The sequence below is a fragment of the Paraburkholderia podalyriae genome (genome assembly GCF_014397785.1).
GTDB lineage: Bacteria > Pseudomonadota > Gammaproteobacteria > Burkholderiales > Burkholderiaceae > Paraburkholderia > Paraburkholderia podalyriae.
This window is the reverse complement of sequence record NZ_VZQQ01000023.1, coordinates 31,842-47,003: the sequence shown is the minus strand read 5'-3', so window position 1 is coordinate 47,003 and position 15,162 is coordinate 31,842. Positions and strand designations below refer to the sequence as shown.

Annotated in this window: 14 protein-coding genes; 7 read left to right on the top strand and 7 right to left on the bottom strand. The window is 64.4% G+C overall.

Annotated features, from left to right (window positions below):
- Nucleotides 1–62 precede the first annotated feature (62 nt).
- Nucleotides 63–614, bottom strand: a complete 552-nt coding sequence (locus tag F6X42_RS24750) for a hypoxanthine-guanine phosphoribosyltransferase (protein ID WP_187636722.1) — start codon at nucleotides 612–614, stop codon at nucleotides 63–65.
- A 158-nt stretch (nucleotides 615–772) separates the two neighbouring features.
- The gene (ffh, locus tag F6X42_RS24745) at nucleotides 773–2,140 is read right to left on the bottom strand and encodes a signal recognition particle protein (RefSeq protein WP_187636721.1); all 1,368 of its coding nucleotides are present in this window, start codon (nucleotides 2,138–2,140) and stop codon (nucleotides 773–775) included.
- A gap of 80 nt (nucleotides 2,141–2,220) precedes the next feature.
- On the opposite strand from ffh, the gene F6X42_RS24740 reads away from it, so the two are divergent.
- The 7 genes from F6X42_RS24740 to F6X42_RS24710 all read left to right on the top strand — a co-directional run bounded on the left by F6X42_RS24740 (nucleotide 2,221) and on the right by F6X42_RS24710 (nucleotide 10,449).
- Nucleotides 2,221–3,144, top strand: a complete 924-nt coding sequence (locus F6X42_RS24740; protein WP_187636720.1) for a cytochrome C assembly family protein — start codon at nucleotides 2,221–2,223, stop codon at nucleotides 3,142–3,144.
- 10 nt (nucleotides 3,145–3,154) lie between these two features.
- Nucleotides 3,155–3,463, top strand: coding sequence for a PP0621 family protein (locus F6X42_RS24735; protein ID WP_187636719.1), 309 nt, complete (start codon nucleotides 3,155–3,157; stop codon nucleotides 3,461–3,463).
- Nucleotides 3,460–4,056, top strand: coding sequence for a 1,6-anhydro-N-acetylmuramyl-L-alanine amidase AmpD (ampD, locus tag F6X42_RS24730; protein WP_187636718.1), 597 nt, complete (start codon nucleotides 3,460–3,462; stop codon nucleotides 4,054–4,056). Before F6X42_RS24735 ends, ampD begins: the two co-directional genes overlap by 4 nt.
- A 533-nt stretch (nucleotides 4,057–4,589) precedes the next feature.
- Nucleotides 4,590–7,592 carry a ribonucleoside-diphosphate reductase subunit alpha gene (locus F6X42_RS24725; RefSeq protein WP_187636717.1) on the top strand — a complete coding sequence of 1,001 codons (3,003 nt, stop codon included), beginning with the start codon at nucleotides 4,590–4,592 and terminating at the stop codon, nucleotides 7,590–7,592.
- A gap of 560 nt (nucleotides 7,593–8,152) precedes the next feature.
- On the top strand, nucleotides 8,153–9,388 hold the full coding sequence (locus F6X42_RS24720) for a ribonucleotide-diphosphate reductase subunit beta (RefSeq protein WP_187636716.1): 1,236 nt from the start codon (nucleotides 8,153–8,155) through the stop codon (nucleotides 9,386–9,388).
- A gap of 87 nt (nucleotides 9,389–9,475) precedes the next feature.
- Complete coding sequence (locus tag F6X42_RS24715) at nucleotides 9,476–9,793, top strand: hypothetical protein (protein WP_187636715.1); 318 nt, start codon at nucleotides 9,476–9,478, stop codon at nucleotides 9,791–9,793.
- 29 nt (nucleotides 9,794–9,822) lie between these two features.
- Nucleotides 9,823–10,449, top strand: coding sequence for a histone H1-like DNA-binding protein (locus F6X42_RS24710; RefSeq protein WP_187636714.1), 627 nt, complete (start codon nucleotides 9,823–9,825; stop codon nucleotides 10,447–10,449).
- A gap of 261 nt (nucleotides 10,450–10,710) precedes the next feature.
- Here the strand turns inward: F6X42_RS24710 and F6X42_RS24705 are convergent, their stop codons facing one another.
- From F6X42_RS24705 to prmA, 5 genes are all read right to left on the bottom strand, one after another.
- On the bottom strand, nucleotides 10,711–11,187 hold the full coding sequence (locus F6X42_RS24705) for an outer membrane lipoprotein (protein WP_187636713.1): 477 nt from the start codon (nucleotides 11,185–11,187) through the stop codon (nucleotides 10,711–10,713).
- A gap of 25 nt (nucleotides 11,188–11,212) precedes the next feature.
- A complete protein-coding gene (locus tag F6X42_RS24700; RefSeq protein ID WP_187636712.1) occupies nucleotides 11,213–12,151 on the bottom strand; it encodes a carbohydrate kinase family protein in 939 nt (312 codons plus the stop codon).
- Between the two features lie 93 nt (nucleotides 12,152–12,244).
- Nucleotides 12,245–12,757 carry a thiol peroxidase gene (tpx, locus tag F6X42_RS24695; protein WP_187636711.1) on the bottom strand — a complete coding sequence of 171 codons (513 nt, stop codon included), beginning with the start codon at nucleotides 12,755–12,757 and terminating at the stop codon, nucleotides 12,245–12,247.
- A gap of 72 nt (nucleotides 12,758–12,829) precedes the next feature.
- Nucleotides 12,830–14,209, bottom strand: coding sequence for a zinc-ribbon and DUF3426 domain-containing protein (locus F6X42_RS24690; protein WP_187636710.1), 1,380 nt, complete (start codon nucleotides 14,207–14,209; stop codon nucleotides 12,830–12,832).
- Nucleotides 14,210–14,256: 47 nt separating this feature from the next.
- A complete protein-coding gene (prmA, locus tag F6X42_RS24685) occupies nucleotides 14,257–15,159 on the bottom strand; it encodes a 50S ribosomal protein L11 methyltransferase (protein WP_187636709.1) in 903 nt (300 codons plus the stop codon).
- Nucleotides 15,160–15,162 lie beyond the last annotated feature (3 nt).

Sequence of the window (15,162 nt, the reverse complement as noted above, 5' to 3'; positions counted from 1 at the left end):
GTCGCAGCAATAAAAAGCAGCCATCCAGGCTGCTTTTTTTCGCCGGTTCGCGGATGCGCCGCTCACGCCCCCTCGGTCAGCGCCCGAATGGTCGGGAGGTTGCGCCAGTAGCCTTTCGCATCCATCCCGCAGCCGAACACGTACCGGTCCGGCACTTCGAAGCCGCAGTAATCGGGGCGCAGCGGCTTCGCCTTCGGAATGATCTTCTCGCACAGCACCGCGGACAGGAAGCGCTTCGCGCCCATCGCGAGAATGCGGTCGCGGATCGCGGCCATCGTCTCACCTTCGTCGAGGATGTCGTCGAGCACGAGCACCACACGATCCTTGACCGCCTCGGCCGGCGCGACGCGCCATTGCATCTCGTTGCTGCCCTTCGTCGTATTGCGGTAGCGCGTCAGGTGGATGTAGTCGAACTCGAGCGGGAAGTCGAGGTGCGGCAGCAGCATGCCGGTGAATACCGCGGCGCCGCCCATCACCGACAGAACGAGCGGGAAGTCCTCGCTGATCTCGTCGCGGATGGCGGCCGCCATGCGGGCGATCGACGCAGTGACGTCCGAGGCCGAAACGATCTCTTCGGAGCGTTGAAAAATATGGAGGGCTTCTTCGCGGTTCATGACGTCTGACGGACGGTAACTGTATACATGGTGTGGGAGGCAACATCCCGGGGGACATTCCTGCGAGAGGCGACGCGATGCGCTACAGAATAAACCCGCACGATGCCGAAGTCAGCCGCGCCGCGCATCGGCGCGCGCGAGCGCCGTTCCCATCCAGCTTAGCGCATGCCGGGCATCATGCCTTTCATGCCGCGCATCATCTTCTGCAGGTTGCCGCCCTTGAGCTTCTTCATCATCGTGCGCATCTGTTCGTACTGGTTCAGCATGCGGTTGACTTCCTGCACCTGCACGCCCGCACCCGCGGCGATGCGGCGCTTGCGGGTCGCCTTGATCAGTTCGGGCTTGGCGCGCTCCGCCGGCGTCATCGAGTTGATGATGCCTTCCATGCGGCGCATCTGCTTCTCGGCCTGGCTCATGTCGGCGCCGGCCGCGGCCTGCTGGAACTGCGCGGGCAACTTGTCCATCAGCGACGACAGGCCGCCCATACCCTTCATTTGCGTGAGCTGCGCGCGGAAATCGTTGAGATCGAAGTCGCCGCCTTTCTTGACCTTGTCGGCGAGCTTCTGCGCGGCCTGCACGTCGACGCCACGCTGCGCTTCCTCGACCAGCGCGAGAATGTCGCCCATGCCGAGAATCCGGCTCGCCATGCGGTCCGGGTGAAACACTTCGAGGCCGTCGAGTTTTTCGGCGACACCCACGAACTTGACCGGTTTGCCCGTCACGTGACGCACCGACAGCGCCGCGCCCCCGCGCGAATCACCGTCGAGCTTGGTCAGCACGACGCCGGTGAGCGGCAGCGCGTCGCTGAACGCCTTCGCGGTGTTGACCGCGTCCTGGCCAAGCATCGCGTCGACGACGAACAGCGTTTCGGCCGGCTTCAGCTCGGCGTGCAGCGCGGCGATTTCATTCATCATCGCTTCGTCGATACCGAGACGGCCGGCCGTGTCGACGAGCAGCACGTCGTGATAGTGGCGCTTGGCCCAGTCGAGCGCAGCGCGCGCGATGTCGACCGGCTTCTGGTTCGGCTCCGACGGGAAGAAGTCCGCGCCGACCTGCTCAGTCACCGTTTTCAGCTGCGCGATAGCGGCGGGACGATAGACATCGCACGAAACGGTCAGCACCTTCTTCTTGTACTTCTCGCGCAGCAGTTTTGCGAGCTTGCCGACCGTGGTGGTTTTGCCGGCGCCCTGCAGGCCCGCCATCAGGATGACTGCGGGCGGTGTGACGGCGAGATTGAGTTCGGAGGCCTTGCCTTCGTAATCGCCGCCGATCACCGCGGTCAGTTCGCGCTGCACGACGCCGACGAGCGCCTGACCCGGCGACAGGCTGGAGATCACTTCCTCGCCGAGCGCCTTCTCCTTGACCTTCGCGATGAACTCGCGCACGACGGGCAGCGCCACGTCGGCCTCGAGCAGTGCGAGACGCACTTCGCGCAGCATTTCCTGGGTGTTCGCCTCGGTGAGCCGGGCTTCGCCGCGCAGCGTCTTGACGACGCGCGCCATCCGTTGAGTCAGATTGTCGAGCATGGGGAGCGATGAACGTGGAGCCCGCGCAGCGCGCGAAGCGCAAGACGTCGCGGAGCAGGGCCCTAGTGTAAACTTCGAATATGGATATTGTACTGTATGCCCTCACCGCGCTTCTCTATGGCGGCCTTTCCGTGGCCGGCTGGCGCTCGCATCGGCACGCGGCTGTGCGGCCGCTGCTCGAGAGCGTGCCGCCGCTGCCCGCTCATGCCGCCGGCGCGGGCGCTTCGGTGGCCTCCGGCGTGAGCGCGCCAGGGCGCGCGCTGCTGTTGGTCGCGCTGCTCGCTCACGGCGTGCTGCTGCATACCACGATCTTCCCGCAGAACGCGATGGTGTTCGGTTTCGCGTTCGCGCTGTCGGCGATGTTCTGGCTCGGCGCCGGCATTTACTGGATCGAGAGTTTCTTCTTCCCGCTCGACGGCTTGCGGCTGCTGGTGTTGCCGCTCGCGTGCGTCGCCTCGCTGCTGCCGCTCGCGTTCGGCGGCGTGCGCGTGCTGCCGTATGCGGCCGCGCCGATGTTCAAGCTGCATTTCCTGATCGCGAATATCGCATACGGTCTGTTCGCGATCGCGGCACTGCACGCGGTGCTGATGCTGGCGGTCGAGCGGCGCTTGCATGCGATGCGCGGTGCTCTCGCGCAGCGCCACGCGGCGGCGGGCAACGGCTGGTGGTCGAGCTGGCTCGACACGCTGCCGCCGCTGCTCACGCTCGAGAAGCTGCTGTTCCGTCTGATCGGCGCCGGCTTCGTGCTGCTCACGCTGACGCTGCTGTCGGGCATCCTGTTCAGCGAGCAGTTGATCGACCGCGCGTTGCGGCTCGATCACAAGACCGTCTTCGCGATTCTTTCGTGGGTGATGTTCGGCGCGCTACTGACCGCGCGCAAGGTGTCCGGCTGGCGCGGCCGTGCGGCATTGCGCTGGGTGCTGGCCTCGTTCGTCGCGCTGTTGCTCGCGTACGTCGGCAGCCGTTTTGTTTTCGAGGTGCTGTTGCACCGGCCTGTAGTGTGAGCGTGTCCCCATGCGACAAATCTTTTTGCTGATTCTGCTGTTCATCGTCGGTCAATGGCTCGTGAAGGCGCTGCGCCGCCACGACGCGCACACCGCGCAACGCACCGGTGCCCGTGGCGCTAACGGTGCCGGCGCCGCGAATGGCGGCGTGCATGCGTCGAACGGACAGCCGCAGCTTGCCGAGCCGATGATCCGCTGCGTCGAGTGCGGCGTGCATGCGCCGGAGAGCGACTCGGTCAGCGTCGCCGGGCAGGCGTTCTGCTGCGCCGCGCACGCACAGCGCCACGGCGCGCGTCCGAGCGGTCGCGACGCCCGATGAGCGGCGCGTTCACCGTCGATGCCGACGGTTGGGTTGCCGCCGCACGCAAGCTCCCCTCGCCGAATTTCGAAGCGCGGCCGCAAGGCGCGGTGCCGACGCTGATCGTCGTCCACAACATTAGCCTGCCGCCGAACGAGTTCGGCGGCACCGCGATTGCCGAGCTGTTCCAGAACACACTCGACTGCGACGCCCACCCGTACTACGACACGCATCTGCGCGGCGTGCGCGTGTCCGCGCATTTCGTGGTTCATCGCGACGGCGCACTCGAGCAGTTCGTGTCGTGCAACGAGCGCGCGTGGCACGCCGGGCCGTCGAATTTTTTCGGCCGCGAGCACTGCAATGATTTCTCGATCGGCATCGAGCTCGAAGGCAGCGACACCACCGCCTTCGAAGCGGCGCAATACCGCACGCTCGCCGCGCTCGTGAGCGCACTGAAGGCGCGCTATCCGATCGACGCGCTTGCCGGTCACTCCGACATCGCGCCCGGCCGCAAGACCGATCCCGGTCCACATTTCGAGTGGCCGCGACTGCAGCGCGACACCTCGCTCGACGGTCGGTATTTCCCCTATCTCAAGTTTTTCGAAACGCGGTAATCCCCCTTCGCACGATCTTGCGTGATCCATAGAGAACGAGGCGCAGCCTGCTTCTGCGGGGAGCTTCTGCGCGCCGCACGAGGCAAAAGTCAAGACGGGCGACGCAAATAAAACGATTTGACCTGTCTTGAATCTCCACTATACTTGGTGCCGACAACTGAGTTTCGCACTATATCTTGTGTTGTGCGGTGAATAACCATGTGCATAACCGAGTGAATAAGAGTGGATATGTCCGCGGTGCCCCGCTCCTCGAGCATGGCGCCGCAAGCATTCCAGGCAGCGAAAAAAATTCCTGGGGCGCAGCCGGTAGGGGATCTCCGGCCGCATCCACAAGCATTCACGAAAGGACCAGCCAGTGATCGCGACCCACCCGATGAAGACCGCCATCAAATCGAACCAGGCTTCCTCGCAGTTGCATCCCGCCAACCGGCGTAGCCGGCCTTCCTGCACCTCATCGCTCGCGCACGCGGCGGCGCGGCGTTCGATTTAATCCGCGGCACCCGCCGCCATTTCCAAGACCAGGAGCTTTGCACATGCAAACCACCGACAACGTGACGACCCGGTACGAGGGCTCACCGACTGGCCAGGCGTTCGGCCAGACTCAAGGCGCGCAGGCGCTCGCGCCGCAAGCGAACTACGCCGACTACAAGGTGATCCGCCGCAACGGCAGCGTGGTGTCGTTCGAGCCGTCGAAAATCGCGATCGCCGTGACGAAGGCGTTCCTCGCCGTCAATGGTGGTCAGGGCGCGGCATCGGCGCGTGTGCGTGAACTGGTCGAGCAACTCACGCAGAACGTGGTGCGCGCGCTGGTGCGCAGCCGTCCGAACGGCGGCACGTTCCATATCGAAGACATTCAGGATCAGGTCGAACTCGCGCTGATGCGCGGCGGCGAACACAACGTCGCGCGTGCTTACGTGCTGTATCGCGAGAAGCGCAACCAGGTGCGCGCGCATGACGAGCATGCGGACGCGGCCAACACGCCCGGTCTGACCGTGACCGACAACGGCATCACGCGTCCGCTGGATATGGCTGCGCTGCAGGGCATCATCGAATCCGCGTGCGCGAACCTCGGCGACGCGGTGAGCGCCGAGCCGATCGTCGCGGAAACGGTGAAGAACCTGTACGACGGCGTGCCGATGAGCCAGGTGTACGACTCGGCCATCCTCGCTGCCCGCACGATGATCGAAAAGGACCCGGCCTACAGTCAGGTCACCGCGCGTATCCTGCTGCACACCATCCGCCGTGAAATCCTCGAAGAGGAAGTCACGCAAGCCGAAATGGGCGAGCGCTATGCCGAGTACTTCCCGCAGTTCATCAAGCGCGGCGTGCAAGCCGAGCTGCTCGACGACAAGCTGCTGCAGTTCGACCTGAAGCGCCTCGGCGCCGCGCTCGACGCGGACCGCGACCTTCAGTTCGGCTACCTCGGTCTGCAGACGCTGTACGACCGCTACTTCCTGCATCACGACAACGTGCGTATCGAGATGCCGCAGGCATTCTTTATGCGTGTCGCGATGGGTCTGTCGCTGAACGAGATCGACCGCGAAGCGCGCGCGGTCGAGTTCTACAACGTGCTGTCGAGCTTCGACTTCATGAGCTCGACGCCGACGCTGTTCAACTCGGGCACGCGCCGCTCGCAGCTGTCGTCGTGCTACCTGACCACGGTCGACGACGACCTCGACGGCATCTACGAAGCACTGAAGGAAAACGCGCTGCTGTCGAAGTTCGCCGGCGGCCTCGGCAACGACTGGACCCGTGTGCGCGCGCTCGGCTCGCACATCAAGGGCACCAACGGCAAGTCGCAGGGCGTCGTGCCGTTCCTGAAGGTCGTCAACGACACGGCGGTCGCCGTCAACCAGGGCGGCAAGCGCAAGGGCGCGGTGTGCGCGTACCTCGAATCGTGGCACCTCGACATCGAGGAATTCCTCGAGCTGCGCAAGAACACCGGCGACGACCGTCGTCGCACGCACGACATGAACACCGCGAACTGGATTCCCGATCTGTTCATGAAGCGGGTGATGGAAGGCGGCGACTGGATACTGTTCTCGCCGTCCACCTGCCCGGATCTGCACGACAAGTTCGGTGCCGAATTCGAAGCGGCTTACACGGCTTACGAAGCCAAGGTCGCGCGCGGCGAGATCAAGCTGTTCAAGAAGATCCCGGCGGCGCAGCTGTGGCGCAAGATGCTTGGCATGCTGTTCGAAACCGGCCATCCGTGGATCACGTTCAAGGATCCGTGCAACGTGCGCTCGCCGCAGCAGCACGTCGGCGTCGTCCATTCGTCGAACCTGTGCACGGAAATCACGCTGAACACCAGCGACGCCGAAATTGCCGTCTGTAACCTCGGCTCGGTGAACCTCGTCGCGCACCTGAAGGAACAGGCCGACGGCACGCTCGCGCTCGACCACGACAAGCTGAAGCGCACGATCAGCGTCGCGATGCGCATGCTCGACAACGTGATCGACATCAACTACTACGCGGTCGCCAAGGCGCGTAACTCGAACCTGAAGCACCGTCCGGTCGGCCTCGGCATCATGGGCTTCCAGGACTGCCTGCACGTGCTGCGCACGCCGTACGCGTCGCAGGAAGCGGTCGAGTTCGCCGATCGCTCGATGGAAGCGGTTTGCTACTACGCGTACTACGCGTCGACCGAGCTCGCCGAAGAGCGCGGCCGCTACTCGAGCTACCGCGGCTCGCTGTGGGATCGCGGCATCCTCCCGCAGGATTCGGTGGCGCTGCTCGCTGAAGCGCGCGGCGGTTATGTCGAGGTCGATTCGAGCGAGTCGATGGACTGGCCCGCGCTGCGCTCGCGCATCTCGACCTACGGCATGCGCAACTCGAACTGCGTCGCGATCGCGCCGACCGCGACGATCTCGAACATCATCGGCGTGTCGGCGTGCATCGAGCCGACCTATCAGAACCTGTACGTGAAGTCGAACCTGTCGGGCGAGTTCACGGTGGTCAACGACTACCTGGTGCGCGACCTGAAGGCACGCGGCCTGTGGGACGAAGTGATGGTCGCCGACCTGAAGTACTTCGACGGCACGCTGTCGCGCATCGACCGCATCCCGGCCGATCTGCGTGCGATCTACGCGACCGCGTTCGAAGTCGATCCGGTATGGCTCGTCGAGTCGGCCTCGCGTCGTCAGAAGTGGATCGACCAGGCGCAGTCGCTGAACATCTACATGGCGGGCGCATCGGGCAAGAAGCTCGACGAGATCTACAAGCTCGCATGGCTGCGCGGTCTGAAGACCACCTATTACCTGCGCACGATGGCGGCGACGCACGTCGAGAAGTCGACGGTCGCGCACGGCGCGCTGAACGCGGTGAGCTCGGGTCATGACGGCTCGGGTGGCGCGGCAGGCGGCTTCGGCATGGACGGCGGCGCAGCGGGTGGTGTGGGCGGCGGCTTCCAGGCTGCTGCAGCGGTCGCAGCGACTGCCGCGGTCGCGGTCGAAGCGGCACCCGAAGCGGAGGGTCCGGTCTGCATGATGCGTCCGGGCGATCCGGGCTTCGACGAGTGCGAGGCTTGCCAGTAAAGAGAGGCAAGCAGCGGGAGCGATGCTTGCTGATTGCACGCGAGGGTCGTAGGAGCTATCCCGCAGACGGCGAGCCACAGCGTCGTCGATGAAGTAGAAGCAGGTCGATGAGCGGTGAGCCGTATCGAAGTCTCACCGCTCATCGATGCAGCGAAGCAACACAGCAGTTGGCAACACCAGACGATCGCTCGACATGACATCGCACTTCACCCGCCAACGCTGACGCAAGATGGTCAACGCGGCTCACCGCCGACCCTCGCGATGAGCGGCTCGCGCGGCACCGATCAGTCAACCGATGCCGCGAACGCACTGCGCAATACATATAGATAGAGCAACGAAACGTCGTGTCGAAACGTTGCTCTTCGAGTTCGCGAAGGACCTCGGCAACACCTGTTCAACACGCGTTCATCACGCGTCACTCGACGCCTCACGCACAGCATGTCGAACAAAGTGTTGTATGAACGTAGCAACGCGAATCGAAAACAGGAATTTTCGCGAGTGAACTCTTTTATCGCTCGTGAAAAGATGGTACAAACCGTTCTAAATTGATGGTGACATTTATGCTCAACTGGGATGACGAGATCGCTGCCGTAACTCCCTCGAGCGCGACGCAACCGAACGTGTTGCGCAACGCTGCGGGGTCGGCTGTGGATTCGCAAATCGGAACGCGCTCCGCTCGGCATGCTCCCTCCGCTCAAGAAGTCTTCGCGAACGACATCGCTGTCGCTCCCGTCGCTCATGTTGGCAATGCGGCTGACAACGCGGCGGCTGCTTCGGAAGCGCGCGTCAATGTCGCCGACAAGCGCATCATCAACGGCCAGACTGACGTCAATCAACTGGTGCCGTTCAAGTACAAGTGGGCCTGGGAAAAGTATCTGGCGGGTTGCGCCAACCACTGGATGCCGCAGGAAGTGAACATGTCGCGCGACATCGCCCTGTGGAAAGACCCGAACGGGCTGACCGAAGACGAGCGCCGCGTCGTCAAGCGCAACCTGGGCTTCTTCGTGACGGCCGACTCGCTCGCCGCCAACAACATCGTGCTGGGCACCTACCGCCACATCACGGCGCCCGAATGCCGCCAGTTCCTGCTGCGCCAGGCGTTCGAAGAGGCGATCCATACGCACGCTTACCAGTACATCGTCGAGTCGCTGGGTCTCGACGAGGGCGAAATCTTCAACGCGTATCACGAGGTCCCGTCGATCCGCGCGAAAGACGAATTTCTGATTCCGTACATCCACGTGCTGACCGACCCGGCCTTCAAGACCGGTACGCTCGAAGCAGACCAGACGCTGCTGCGCTCGCTGATCGTGTTCGCCTGTGTGATGGAAGGCCTGTTCTTCTACGTCGGCTTTACGCAAATCCTGGCGCTCGGCCGCCAGAACAAGATGACCGGCGCGGCGGAGCAGTACCAGTACATCCTGCGCGACGAGTCGATGCACTGCAACTTCGGCATCGACCTGATCAACCAGATCAAACTCGAAAACCCGCACCTGTGGACGGCTGAGTTTCGCGCCGAAATTCGCGCGATCTTCCAGCAGGCGGTCGAGCTCGAATACCGCTACGCCGAAGATACGATGCCGCGCGGCGTGCTCGGCCTCAACGCGTCGATGTTCAAGAGCTATCTGCGCTTCATCTGCAACCGCCGTTGCCAGCAGATCGGTCTCGATCCGCTGTACCCGAACGAGGAAAACCCGTTCCCGTGGATGAGCGAGATGATCGACCTGAAGAAGGAACGCAATTTCTTCGAGACGCGAGTGATCGAATATCAGACTGGCGGTGCGCTGTCCTGGGAGTAAGCCGGGATTCGCGTCGCAGATGTATTCATTGATGGGGATGCCGCCGCCTGTGGCCGCGGCGCCCCGGGTTAGGAGCAGAACGGCCTGATGCAAAGCGTGCCCGGTGCCTTGACGGCCCACAAACATGACAGGCACTTTGCGGACCCTTCAGTGGGATGGGCAAACTTCCCCCCGGAAAAAGCCGTTGGCGTCGTTGCCGGCGGCCCGATCAAGCAATTGCCGGCGTCGCCTTGCGACGTCGACCAGATTTGGCGCGCGGTGCCTTGGGGCACGGCGCGCCTTACCGCATTCATTAGCGTAAGCGCGCCGCACCTGCGTACGCCGATGAATAGCCCGCTTCGTAGCGCGCGCCCTGAGAAGCGTCCGCGGGAAGCGGGTTTTGACGAAGGGTGTAGTTTGAACTGACCTCATCTGAAAACCTGAAGGAGAAAATGATGGCAACTGCAAAGAAAGCCGCGGCCAAGAAGTCCGCAGCAAAGAAGACCGTAGCCAAGAAGGCTGCTCCGGCCAAGAAGGCTGCTCCGGCCAAGAAGGTCGCCGCGAAGAAGGTCGCAGTGAAGAAGGTCGCAGCCAAGAAGGTTGCAGCCAAGAAGGTTGCAGCCAAGAAGGTCGCGGCGAAGAAGGCAGCGCCGGCGAAGAAAGCCGCAGTGAAGAAGGTCGCGGCGAAGAAGGTCGCGGCGAAGAAGGTTGCGGCGAAGAAAGTCGCGGCGAAGAAGGCAGCACCGGCGAAGAAAGCCGCGGTGAAGAAGGTCGCAGCGAAGAAGGCGGCACCGGCGAAGAAGGCCGCGGCGAAGAAGGCGGCACCGGCGAAGAAGGCCGCTGCCAAGAAGGCGGCGCCTGCGAAAAAGGCTGCAGCCAAGAAAGCCGCACCTGCCAAGAAGGCTGCCGCGAAGAAGGCCGCCGCGCCTGCGAAGAAGGCTGCGCCTGCGAAGAAGGCTGTCGCCAAGAAGGCCGCGCCTGCTCCCGCTGCGCCTGCTGTCTCGAGCGCACCGGCGGCGACGGTGAAGACCGCGCTGAACCCGGCAGCGGCATGGCCGTTCCCGACGGGCAGCCGTCCGTAAGCAGTAGCAATAGCAGTAGCAGTAGCAGTAGCAGTAGCAGTAGGTCGACACGTCGCACGATGTGTCGGATGACCGGGTCGTGCTCGAGTTCGTGCGAGCGCCACCCGGTCAACGTCCCGTTACCGGTGTGCCGGTGGCGCGTTTTTTTTGCCCGTCGTTCCAAAAAGAGAAAACACGCATGAACCCGCGAGGGCGCATGCGTGTGAAGTCGTCGTCGCGGCGCCAAACTACGCGCGGTCGCTCGAGAGAGGGAAGCTGCGCTTAGTGCGTGACGCGCGTGACGCCGCCGCTGGACAGCAGCCTCACGCGATCACCGGCGCGGAAGATCTCGCCGGTCGCAGTTTGGGTGATGGCGCGCATATCGCCGTTGTCGAGCCGCACGGTGATTTCAATACCGTCGCGCATCGCGACGCGGTTTTCGACTGCATTGCCGGCGACCGCACCACCGATGCCGCCGACGATACCCGTCGCGACCGAGCCACGTCCGCCGCCGATCGTACTGCCGGCGAGCGCGCCGAGCGCCGCGCCACCGAGCGCGCCGACCCCGCTCGGCTGACCGTTGTTCGCACTGATCCGCACCGCGCGCACGCTATCCACCGTAGCCATGCGAACCGTCTGTTCACGTTGCGCCTGCGAAGCGGTGAAAACGTCGGGAGAGCTGCTGTTGACCGCACACCCCGACATGGCCAGCGAACCGGCGATCAGGCTGGCGACGATCAGGCGACTCGGTGTTCTCATTCCCAAACTCCCATAGCACGCGATATCAGTGCAGGTCGTATCCGAAGGCCTGCTTGAACCGCTCGTTGATTTCCGCCCGGCTGGGCGCGTAGTTTTGCGGGCCTTGATGCTCGATCTTCAGAGCGCCCATCAGGCTGGCGAGACGGCCGGTCGTGGTCCAGCCGAGGCCCTTCTCGATACCGTAGAGCAGGCCGCCGCGAAACGCGTCGCCGCAACCGGTGGGATCGAGCACCTGTTTCGCCGTGACCGCCGGAATCTCTTCGATACCGCCGCCGTGATGAATCTGTGCACCCTTCTCGCCGAGCGTGATGATTAGCGCGTCGACCTTGCTGGCGATCTGTTCGATCGACCAACCGGTCTTGTTGCTCACCAGCCTGGCTTCGTAATCGTTGACCGCAACATAGGTGGCAAGTTCAATGATGCGCCGCAGCGTCTCGCCGTCGAACAGCGGCAAACCCTGGCCGGGATCGAAGATGAACGGCACGCCCGCGGCGGCAAGCTGTTCGGCGTGCTGAACCATGCCGTCGTAGCCGTCCGGGGCGACGATGCCGAGCGTCAGGCCTTCCACTTCGTCAGCGCGGTTCAGATGCGACTGCATCATCGCGCCCGGATGGAACGCGGTGATCTGGTTATTCTCGAGGTCGGTCGTGATCATCGCCTGCGCGGAATAGGTGTCGGGCACGACGAGCACGCTTTGCGTCGACAGGCCGAGCTGCGCGAGGCGGTCCAGATAGAGCTGCGCGTCGACGGCGCCGATCGCGCCCATGATGCGCGCGTCGCCGCCGAGCAGATTCAGCGCATAGGCGATGTTGCCCGCGCAGCCGCCGAACTCGCGACGCATGGTCGGCACGAGAAAGCTCACGTTCAGGATGTGGACCTGCTCGGGCAGGATGTGCTCCCGAAAGCGGCCTTCGAAGGTCATGATGTTGTCGTACGCGAGCGAGCCGCAGATGAGCGTAGCCAAGGCGAGCATTCCTGTATCAAAGCGGTGGGAAGACACGCGACGCAGCGACAGCGCCGCGCGAGGCGTGGTGCTGTCGTTCGTGCGCGAGAGGGCTTACTTCAGCGCGGCGAGCGCTGCGTCGTAGTTCGGCTCGTTCTTGATTTCGCCAACCAGCTCGGCGTGCACGACCTTGTCGTTTTCGTCGAGCACGACGACCGCGCGCGCGGTCAAGCCGGTCAGCGGACCGCTCGTCATGTCGACGCCGTACGCTTGCGCGAACTCGTGGCCGCGGAACGTCGATGCGGTCACCACGTTCTCGATGCCCTCGGTCGTGCAGAAGCGCGACGCCGCGAACGGCAGGTCGCCCGAGACGACGATGACGGCCGTGTTGCTGAGCTTCGCGGCGGCTTCGTTGAACTTGCGCGTCGACGTCGCGCAGGTCGGCGTGTCGAGGCTCGGGACGATGTTGAGCACCTTGCGCTTGCCGGCGAAGTCGGCGAGCGTCAGCGGCTTCAGGTCTCGGCCGACCAGCGAGAACGCGGCGGCCTGCTGGCCGATCGACGGGAACGTGCCGCTTACTTCGATCGGGTTGCCACCCAGCGTGACTTGACTCGTGACTTGACTCATGTGTTGTGCTCCGAAAAAGGTGTCAGTGATGACAATGATGCGCCCGCTCGGGAGCGGGCGCGCGAGGGTACGCTACGGATAAAAAATCTGTACGCGAAAATTGGAGGCGATCGCCGTGCCGGTGTCGAGGTGCACGATCATCGTTTGCGTCGCGTGCGCGGGCAGGCCGGACGCGATTACGGTGCCGGGCGGCACGTAATCCTGCGGCCACAGCACGCGCCGCACAGCGACGTTGTTCTGATCGTCGAGCAGCGTGAGTTCGATCGCGGGGTAAGCGAGCGCGATGTTCAGGCGGTTGTGCAGCGGCATCTTCAGTTCGAGCTTGTGCGGGCCGTCGATCTGCCGCAAATCGGAAGGCTCGACCAGCAGGCCTTCGATGTCGTGCGGCGGCGTCAGCTGACAGCCGAGACGCGCACAGACCTGCGCGTACAGGATCTGCGAGCGCGGCAGGTTGATCATCACGGTCTCGCGTTGCCACCACGCGAGTTGCGCGAGCAGTGCGATGACGAGCAGCGTGGCGAGCACCACGCCGGCCACGATCCAGCCGACGCGCCCGGCGTCCGCGGGGCGGGTTTCTCGCACGACCGGGAACGGATCAGCGCCGTCGCCGACGGGAGGGTTGACCGAGAACGGTTCACCGCTCGATGCAGCGGGCGAAGGACCGTTCGGCGGCCGCGGACCGCCGGGACCGCCGGCGCCAGAACCACGCGCGGCGCCCGGGCCTGCGGCGGCGCCGAAGCTGGCCGGCCCCGCACCGACCGGTCCGAAGCGCGGCTCGTTGTCGGGTATGCGATGCAGGCTTGCTGGTTCGCGCAACGCCGGTTCGTCGAGCGTGGACGGCTCGGGGCGCTCGATCTTGTGCCAGACGCGCGGCGCTTCGTCTTCGACTCGCGGTCGGGCAGGAGGGGTGGTGGGCGCGACGACGGGCGGTTCATCAAGCGCGTCGTCAGACGGATAGGCAAACGGATCGAGCGGCGCGTCGGCCAGCGTCGGCTCATCGTCCTCGGGTAGCGGCGCCGTGAAAGCGCCGGCGCGCAATTGCGGTTCGGTCGGCTGGCGCGGAGTGCCTGATGTGACGGGTGCGTGCTCGTTGCCAGGCGGTAGCGTCGCGAGCGGCACGCTGCTCGCGTGGTCGCGCAAACGGCTGTCGAGCGTGCTGCCGGCAATGCTGGTGGAGACCTGGTCAGAAGCCGGCGCCTGCGGGCCCCACGCGTCGTTGCTGAAGTCCGGCCGCTGCTGCCGCACACCGGACAGCGCCTCGATCGCCGCAGCGGCGGCAACCGGTTTGGCCGTGGAAAAATCGCCGCCTTCGGAGACGTCGAACAGACTGCTCGACGCGTCGAAGACTTCCTCGCAATGCCCGCACCGCACGAGGCCGCGGCGCTGCGCAAGCTGCGCCGGTTGCAGACGGAAGACAGTTTCGCAGAAGGGGCAGCGCGTCGCCAGGTGCATATCGAGCCGATGAGCCTGAGGCCGTTGGGTTGACAATACGCCTTATTCTAATTGCTTTCGCGGCGCGTTCCGGCGAGGCACACCCAACCTTCATGTTCGCGCCATACGCTGATATCGATCCAGCGCGCGTAGACCTGCGCGACCTCGTCGGCCTGACGCGCGAGAATGCCCGACAACGCGATGCGCCCGCCCGCCTTCACCTTCGACGACAGCATCGACGCCATCAGCTTCAGCGGATTCGACAGGATGTTCGCGACCACGACGTCGAACTCGCCGGCCGGGCAGGCATCGGGAAGGCCATAGGTGACTTCGGCGTGATTGCGCTCGCTATTGTGACGCGCCGATTCGACTGCCTGCGGATCAATGTCGATGCCGATCACCGGATCGGCGCCGCACTTCTTCGCGAGAATCGCGAGGATGCCCGAGCCGCAGCCGTAGTCGAGCACAGACTGGCCAGCCTTGACCGACTGCTCGATCCACTCCATGCACAGACGCGTAGTGGGGTGACTGCCAGTGCCGAACGCGAGGCCCGGATCGAGTTCGAGCACGAGCGCGCCAGGGTCCGGCGCATCGTGCCACGACGGCACGACCCAGATGCGCTCGCCGATCTGGATCGGATCGAACTGCGACTGCGTGAGCCGCACCCAGTCCTGCTCCTCAACCTCGCGCACGGTATACGCCGGCGCGGCGTCGAGTCCGATTTCGTTGGCCGCGGCGCTCAGCAACACGGCCGGATCCTGTTCCGGCGCGAGCAGCGCGATCACGCGCGAGTGCTGCCACGCCGTGCGATCCGGCGTGAGACCGGGCTCGCCGAACAGCGGCTGCTCGTCGGGCGTGTCCGCGTCGGCGTCTTCGACCGACACGGACAGTGCGCCCAGCTCGAGCAATGCGTCGGACAACTCTTCCGCGTGCTCGCGCGCCAGTTCGGCAACCAGTTCCCGATAGCTCATGAC

Excerpts from the sequence above, each read along its gene's own strand:
- F6X42_RS24750 (WP_187636722.1), bottom strand. The coding sequence starts at position 614 with ATGAACCGCGAAGAAGCCCTCCATATTTTTCAACGCTCCGAAGAGATC.
- F6X42_RS24715 (WP_187636715.1), top strand. The coding sequence starts at position 9,476 with ATGCAAAGCGTGCCCGGTGCCTTGACGGCCCACAAACATGACAGGCAC.
- F6X42_RS24740 (WP_187636720.1), top strand. The coding sequence starts at position 2,221 with ATGGATATTGTACTGTATGCCCTCACCGCGCTTCTCTATGGCGGCCTT.
- F6X42_RS24690 (WP_187636710.1), bottom strand. The coding sequence starts at position 14,209 with ATGCACCTGGCGACGCGCTGCCCCTTCTGCGAAACTGTCTTCCGTCTG.
- F6X42_RS24725 (WP_187636717.1), top strand. The coding sequence starts at position 4,590 with ATGCAAACCACCGACAACGTGACGACCCGGTACGAGGGCTCACCGACT.
- F6X42_RS24705 (WP_187636713.1), bottom strand. The coding sequence starts at position 11,187 with ATGAGAACACCGAGTCGCCTGATCGTCGCCAGCCTGATCGCCGGTTCG.
- prmA (WP_187636709.1), bottom strand. The coding sequence starts at position 15,159 with ATGAGCTATCGGGAACTGGTTGCCGAACTGGCGCGCGAGCACGCGGAA.
- F6X42_RS24735 (WP_187636719.1), top strand. The coding sequence starts at position 3,155 with ATGCGACAAATCTTTTTGCTGATTCTGCTGTTCATCGTCGGTCAATGG.
- tpx (WP_187636711.1), bottom strand. The coding sequence starts at position 12,757 with ATGAGTCAAGTCACGAGTCAAGTCACGCTGGGTGGCAACCCGATCGAA.
- F6X42_RS24720 (WP_187636716.1), top strand. The coding sequence starts at position 8,153 with ATGCTCAACTGGGATGACGAGATCGCTGCCGTAACTCCCTCGAGCGCG.
- ffh (WP_187636721.1), bottom strand. The coding sequence starts at position 2,140 with ATGCTCGACAATCTGACTCAACGGATGGCGCGCGTCGTCAAGACGCTG.
- ampD (WP_187636718.1), top strand. The coding sequence starts at position 3,460 with ATGAGCGGCGCGTTCACCGTCGATGCCGACGGTTGGGTTGCCGCCGCA.
- F6X42_RS24710 (WP_187636714.1), top strand. The coding sequence starts at position 9,823 with ATGGCAACTGCAAAGAAAGCCGCGGCCAAGAAGTCCGCAGCAAAGAAG.